At 68.9% G+C, this 5,620-nt stretch carries 9 protein-coding genes; 2 read left to right on the top strand and 7 right to left on the bottom strand.

Annotated features, from left to right (window positions below; genetic code table 11):
* The 7 genes from PHC73_RS10995 to PHC73_RS11025 all read right to left on the bottom strand — a co-directional run.
* Nucleotides 1-308, bottom strand: a 308-nt coding sequence (locus PHC73_RS10995) for an oligosaccharide flippase family protein (RefSeq protein WP_300127989.1), incomplete at its 3' end; no start/stop codon positions are given.
* Between the two features lie 374 nt (nt 309-682).
* Nucleotides 683-835, bottom strand: a complete 153-nt coding sequence (locus tag PHC73_RS11000) for a hypothetical protein (RefSeq protein ID WP_300127991.1) — start codon at nt 833-835, stop codon at nt 683-685.
* A 333-nt stretch (nt 836-1,168) separates the two neighbouring features.
* Nucleotides 1,169-1,492: a nucleotidyltransferase domain-containing protein gene (locus tag PHC73_RS11005; RefSeq protein WP_300127994.1), complete on the bottom strand. Its 324-nt coding sequence runs from the start codon at nt 1,490-1,492 to the stop codon at nt 1,169-1,171.
* Between the two features lie 238 nt (nt 1,493-1,730).
* Entirely contained in the window at nt 1,731-2,117 is a 387-nt protein-coding gene (locus tag PHC73_RS11010; RefSeq protein WP_300127997.1) for a type II toxin-antitoxin system VapC family toxin, read from the bottom strand.
* Nucleotides 2,118-2,327: an AbrB/MazE/SpoVT family DNA-binding domain-containing protein gene (locus tag PHC73_RS11015; RefSeq protein ID WP_300128000.1), complete on the bottom strand. Its 210-nt coding sequence runs from the start codon at nt 2,325-2,327 to the stop codon at nt 2,118-2,120.
* 118 nt (nt 2,328-2,445) lie between these two features.
* Nucleotides 2,446-2,634: a hypothetical protein gene (locus tag PHC73_RS11020; RefSeq protein ID WP_300128003.1), complete on the bottom strand. Its 189-nt coding sequence runs from the start codon at nt 2,632-2,634 to the stop codon at nt 2,446-2,448.
* Between the two features lie 499 nt (nt 2,635-3,133).
* On the bottom strand, nt 3,134-4,129 hold the full coding sequence (locus PHC73_RS11025) for a TauD/TfdA family dioxygenase (RefSeq protein WP_300128006.1): 996 nt from the start codon (nt 4,127-4,129) through the stop codon (nt 3,134-3,136).
* 99 nt (nt 4,130-4,228) lie between these two features.
* Here PHC73_RS11025 and PHC73_RS11030 point away from each other — a divergent pair, with 99 nt between their 5' ends.
* Together PHC73_RS11030 and PHC73_RS11035 are read left to right on the top strand one after the other, a co-directional pair.
* Nucleotides 4,229-4,651 carry a cupin domain-containing protein gene (locus PHC73_RS11030; protein ID WP_300128009.1) on the top strand — a complete coding sequence of 141 codons (423 nt, stop codon included), beginning with the start codon at nt 4,229-4,231 and terminating at the stop codon, nt 4,649-4,651.
* A gap of 88 nt (nt 4,652-4,739) precedes the next feature.
* On the top strand, nt 4,740-5,620 hold an 881-nt coding region (locus tag PHC73_RS11035), incomplete at its 3' end, for an NAD(P)-dependent oxidoreductase (protein ID WP_300128012.1).

The raw sequence follows: 5,620 nt of genomic DNA on the forward strand, positions 1-5,620 counted from the left end.
GCCGCCGGCCACCACAGCGCGAGCGCCATGCCCAGCTGGCGGGGCAACGCCGCCGGTTCGCGCGCGCCGTCGCGCAGCAAGAGTCCCCCCAGCCCCAGGCCGGCGATGGGCGAGAAAAAGCCGCTCACCGCCAGGGCGGTGACGAACAGGCCGTAACCTTCCACCCCCAGCACGCGGGCGAGCAGCACGACCATCGCCGCCTGCGCCGCCGCACGCAGCAGCAGCCAGCCGAACAAGCCACCGCTCGCGCGCAGGTAGCCGCCGGGGCGCCAGGCCAGCAGTTTGGTGAGAGTGGCGGGTGCGCTCAAGTCGGGCGGCTGGGTTCTGGCGCTGGCGGGGTGTGCAGCATATCGTCGCCGCGGCGCGGGTGCTTGAGCGGCCGCCAGCGGCGCGCTGCGGTGGCGCAGGTCCGGGCCGGCTGGTTTGGGCTGGGCGGTTCGCGGCTGAAGCCGCTCCTACGGCGTTCTCGGCGGTGGGGCGGCGCGGCGGCGGAGGGTTGGGGCGCGCGCCCTTCCCCCGGTCTGCGGCGAGCCTCGCCCGCACGCGGCAACACGACGGATGTAGGGCGGGTTAGGCGCAGCCGTAACCCGCCGGACCGCGAAACGCGGGCTGGCCGCGGCGGCTGGTTCGGGCTGGGGGAGTCGCGGCTGAAGCCGCTCCTACGTCCTGGCGGCGGGGTGGGTCAGCCGCCGAAGCGGCTTTGTGCGTAGGCACGCATGGCGGCATGTGCGGCGCACAGGGTGTCGACGAAATGCCGGGCGCTGAGCAACGCCGGCAGCATGGCTTCGGGGCGCTCGAAGTATTCGTGCACCAGCCGGTTGCGCACCAAGCGCATGGCAGCCCACTCGTCGGCGTGCTGCAGCAGGCCGAGGCGCTCGGCGCGGTGCAGGTTGTCGAGCGCAGCCGGGCAGCTCGGCGCTGGCGCGCAGCAGGGCCGGCAGCAGTTTGTCGACCAGCGTGTCCTGCATGCGCCCGAATTTGGCGCCAAAGGATTCCACCCGGTCGATGCCCTCGGGCGTGGCCAGGGTGTGCCGCAGCCAGGCTTCGGTGAGCTGCGCGTCCGGCAGGCCGCCGAACAGGCGCTCGCGCACGCCGAGCAGGTGGAATTCGTCGCGCGCCACCAGCGCCAGCAACTGGCGCAGCCGTTCCAGGGCCGGGTTGGGATCGGTCACAGGCGCACCCCGCTGGCGCGGGCGGCACGGTGGATGGCCTGCTCGGGCTCGCCCGGGCTGCGGGTGACGATGTCGATGCGCTGCTCGCCAAGTTCGCGCTGCAGGCGTGCGTACAGGCGGCCGGCGCGCTGCAGCGCCGTGGCAGTGTCGCAGGGCGTCTCGACGTACAGATCGATGTCACCGCCGCGCTGATCGGGGTCGGCGCGCGAGCCGAACAGCCACACGCCGGCGTCAGTACCGAAGATGTCTGCCACCGCGGCGCGGATGATGTCCACCTGTTGCGGCGGCAGGCGCACGGCGGTGGTTTGGGTGGCGGTCATGCGGCGATTTCCTGCGCGGTCGGGAAAAAGGGCAGCGCCTTTGTCGCGCTGCGCGGCAGATGGGGCTGCTGGCGGGTGTTTCGCCGGCACGACCGAGCCCGCCGGGACGCGCTGCCACCCCGGCCCGCCCCCTGCCGACCTGCGGCCACCCTCTTCTGGCCGGGGGAGAGGGCGTGTGGAGCAACGAGGGCGGTATCGGTGGTCAACCCGGAATTCCACCCGGCCTGCTCGGCAGTCGTCAGCCGGGTGTCGTGTGCTGGCGTAAATACGTCACGCCGGAAAGGTGCTCGAAATGCGCATCGCTGGTCACGACGGTCGCGCCGTGAGCGCGAGCGGTGGCATAGATCACGGCGTCGGCCATGGCCAATCGATGCTCCAGTGCCAACGCGGCCGCACCGAGTGCGAGGGATGTGTCCAGCGCCACCACGCGGGCCTGATGGGTGAGGCCGATGACTTCCAGCGCCAGGGTTTCGTCGCGTTCGCGCGTGATCCATTTGGCGAGTTCGTACTGGACCAGCGTCGGCACGAGCAGCACGTCGGTCTGCTCGAGATGGGGCCGAAAGGCGTCGGCCAGCGGCCCGTCGGTCAGCCACTCGATCCAGCCGCAGGTATCCACCAGCACCATTCAGACGCGATCCTGCCGTTCGCGCACATCGGCTGTGCCGGCACCGCGCAGGCGTCCGCGCAGCTCGTCCAGGCTGCGCTGCGGCACCAGCACGATGGACTCGCCGCGCGCCAACACAACGAACCGCTGGCCGGCGTGCAGGTTGAGCTGTTCACGCAGAGCCTTGGGGATGCTGATCTGGAATTTGGGCGATAGCGTGGCGGTGGCCATGGCGTTTTACCTATAGATTATCGATGATAAAAAAGTAAGGCGACGCACTTTGCGGCGCAACCCTGCGTGCTTTAGGAGCACTGTTTCAACGGCCTGCTAATGGCTTCCGGCGACCACCTTACCGCGCGGTCCATCGATCGAACGCCCGTTCTGCCTCGTCCTGGCTGATGGTGCCCTCGGTTTGCGCGCGCCGGATGCCCTGGTGGATTTTTTCCACCACATACAAGTGGTATTGGATGTCTTCGAGCGAGCAATCATCGGGCAACTTGTCGAGGAGTGCCCTTGCTTCGTCCTTTGCCGTGCTCATGCGTCATGACCTCGGTTTTTGGGAGCCGAAAGCCGGCGAAAATGCTGACCTTGGCCGGCCGCCCCTGTCGAGGGCAGGATGCCCCGGCGTGCCCAAAGAACGCAACTTCTTGATTAAGGAACCGCTGATTTATTCAGCGGTTCCCTCCGGGGCAGGATGCCCCGGCATGAATCAAGGGCGTAAGCCATTGATTCATGGAGCGCCGCGCGGGCGTGTACCGCGCGACGGCGAGCTGAAAAATTCCATGGACGGAATTTTTCAGCCCTTCCTTAACAGAGCGCAGCACGTAGGACGAGTTAGACGCAGCGGTAACCCGCCGGGCCGCGATACGCCGACGCCCATGGCGGAATACGCTGCGCCATTCCGCCCTGCGCGGCTGCCGGCGGCTGCGGAAATTTGTAGGAGCGGCTTCAGCCGCGAATGTCTCGACCTCCCCAACGGGGGCGGGTGGCATTCGCGGCTGAAGCCGCTCCCCTCCTACGGTTTCGGCGGCGCGGCGCTACCGGGCCCTGGCAATACCCCCGCCGGCGCGGTCGGTGTTGCGCAGCATCTGCACCTCGGGCGGGCGCTTGGGCCAGGACGGCATCATCAGCCACAGGCGCAGCAGGTGGCGCTTGCGTTCGGGCTCGGGCCAGTCCTGGTAGTCGGCGCGGGCGTGCAGGATGACGCGGTTGTTGATGAACTGCACCGCGGCCGGGTCGATGAGCATGTCGATTTTCATCTGCGGCCGGTCGGCCACGGCCTGCAGGTAGGCGATGGCTTCTTGTTCTATGGCCGGCAGCGCGCTGCGCGGCTCGCCGTTCGGGCCGCGGATGGCGGCCGGCAGGAAAAAGCAGTCCGGTTCGCCGTCGATGACGTTGAACACCGGGATGCGCTGCGCCGACACCGGCGGGTTGCCGGTGATGACCGTCTCGCTGCCGTAGTGAAAGCCACGGTACAGCACCGCCAGCAGGTCCGGCCGCTCGGCGAGGATGGCGTTGTGCACGGCGAACGAGCTCATCAGCGGCGTGGCGCCGCCGCTCTTGGCGGCCGCTAGGCACATGAGGCCGGTCACGTCGACCGGGTCCATGTGCACCTCGATCGGCCCACCGATGCCGTAGTAGCGGCCGACCTCGCCGCGGTCCTGCACGTGGCCGAGGCGGTCGCCGCGCTGGCTTTGCGACACGCCGACGCCCAGGTGCGTGCCCAGGCCCCACAGGATGATGCCGAGCTCGTCGTCGCTGTAGCGGGCGCGGTCGATGCCCTGCAGGCGCACGAAACCGCGGCCGCGGTGCAGGATGTCGGCCATGGCGGCCAGATCGTCCGCCAGCGCCGGCAGGTCGAACTCGGCCGGCGTGACGTCGTCCAGGTCGAGCCCCGCCTCGCGCACGCGGCGCACGGCGCGGTCGATGTCGGCCAGCGCCGCATCGGACAGGGTATAGACCCAATCGGCGGGATTGCGGTAGTCGGTGCCCTGCCACACGCAGGGACCGGTCACGGCTTGCGGCTGGTGCATGGCGTCTCCCCCTTGTTTCGGTGCCGCGGTGGCACCGATGATAGTCCGCCTAACGACCGATCGGCCAACATCCATCCCCGCTTACCAAGGAGAACCCTCATGAAACCCCTACCCGGCATGCTGACGCCCGAGACGCTGCCCTCCGGCACGCTCGACCCGCGCGATTTCATCAAGTATTCGCCGGACAAGGAAACCGTGGTGCCGGTGTACGCCGACGGGGCGGACCTGGGCATCGTGTCGTGGAACCTGCTGCCGGGGCAGGCCAACGAGTCGCACTCGCACCCGTACTCGGCGCATTGCTTCCTGATCGTCGAGGGCGAGGGGCATTACCTGAAGGGCGAGCCCGGCAGCGCCGACTATGCGGAATACCCCATCAAAGCCGGCCAGGCGGTGGTGATCCCGCGCAACCAGGTGCACGGCATCCGCAATACCGGCACCGCGCCGCTGTCGTATTTCGCCATCACCACCACGGCCGGCGGCGAGTATCAGCGCGTGGTCAATGGCGTGGTGCACACGTACTGAGTCGGGCGGGCGCCACACCAAAAAACAGCGCGCCGAAAAACTCCAGGGACGGAATTTTTCGGCACATCCAAACACAGGAGAAACGACGATGAGCCAGCACATCGGGGTCATCGGGCTCGGCAGTCTGGGCGCCAACATGGCGCGCCTGCTGGCCGAGGACGGCTATGTGGTGCACGCCTTCGACCTGGACCCGGCGCGCACCGCCGCGGCGGCCGAGCGGCCCGGCGTGACCGGCCACAACTCGGCCCGCGCGGTGGCCGAAAACTGCCCGCTGGTGCTGCTGTCGCTGCCGCAGTCCGAGGCGGTGGCCAGCGCCTGCCTGGAGCCGGACGGCATCATCGACGGCGCCCGCGACGGCCTGCTGGTGGTGGACACCACCTCCGGCTACCCGGAGCGCAGCCGCGACATCGCCGCCCAGCTGGCGCAGGCCGGCCTGCGCTACGTGGATGCCGCCATCACCGGCGAGGAGGGCGGCGCCAAGGCGTTGCCCAAGCGCGCGCTCACCTTCTGCGTTGGCGGCAGCGAGCCGGACGTGGCCCAGGCGCGGCCGATCCTGGAGCGCATGGCCCGTTACGTGTTCCACGTCGGCCCGGTCGGCGCCGGGCAGATCGTGAAGATGGTCAACAACATGGTCTGCTCGGCGGCCGGCGTGGCGGCCATCGAGGGCCTGCTGGTCGCCGCCAAGCACGGCATCGACGTGCAGCAGGCGGCGCAGGTGCTGGACAAGGGCACCGGTATGAATTTTTTCTGCAAGCGGCCGGAGTTCATGCTGACGCCGGGCTTCGAGGGCGGCTTCCAGCTCGGTCTGATGACCAAGGACCTGCGGCACATGTCGGAGTTTGCGCGCCGTTCGGACGTGCCGGCCATCGTCACCGATCACGTGTTCCACCTGTTCGAGCTGTTCGTGCGCGAGCAGGGCTACGGCGCCGACATCCTGCGCCAGGTGGACGTGATGCAGAAATGGGCCGG

Source organism: Immundisolibacter sp., assembly GCF_028696615.1.
GTDB lineage: Bacteria > Pseudomonadota > Gammaproteobacteria > Immundisolibacterales > Immundisolibacteraceae > Immundisolibacter.

What these genes read in the sequence shown, in the direction of transcription:
- PHC73_RS11000 (WP_300127991.1), bottom strand. Translation starts at nt 835, where the DNA reads ATGCGCTTGGTGCGCAACCGGCTGGTGCACGAATACTTCGAGCGCCCC.
- PHC73_RS11005 (WP_300127994.1), bottom strand. Translation starts at nt 1,492, where the DNA reads ATGACCGCCACCCAAACCACCGCCGTGCGCCTGCCGCCGCAACAGGTG.
- PHC73_RS11010 (WP_300127997.1), bottom strand. Translation starts at nt 2,117, where the DNA reads ATGGTGCTGGTGGATACCTGCGGCTGGATCGAGTGGCTGACCGACGGG.
- PHC73_RS11015 (WP_300128000.1), bottom strand. Translation starts at nt 2,327, where the DNA reads ATGGCCACCGCCACGCTATCGCCCAAATTCCAGATCAGCATCCCCAAG.
- PHC73_RS11020 (WP_300128003.1), bottom strand. Translation starts at nt 2,634, where the DNA reads ATGAGCACGGCAAAGGACGAAGCAAGGGCACTCCTCGACAAGTTGCCC.
- PHC73_RS11025 (WP_300128006.1), bottom strand. Translation starts at nt 4,129, where the DNA reads ATGCACCAGCCGCAAGCCGTGACCGGTCCCTGCGTGTGGCAGGGCACC.
- PHC73_RS11030 (WP_300128009.1), top strand. Translation starts at nt 4,229, where the DNA reads ATGAAACCCCTACCCGGCATGCTGACGCCCGAGACGCTGCCCTCCGGC.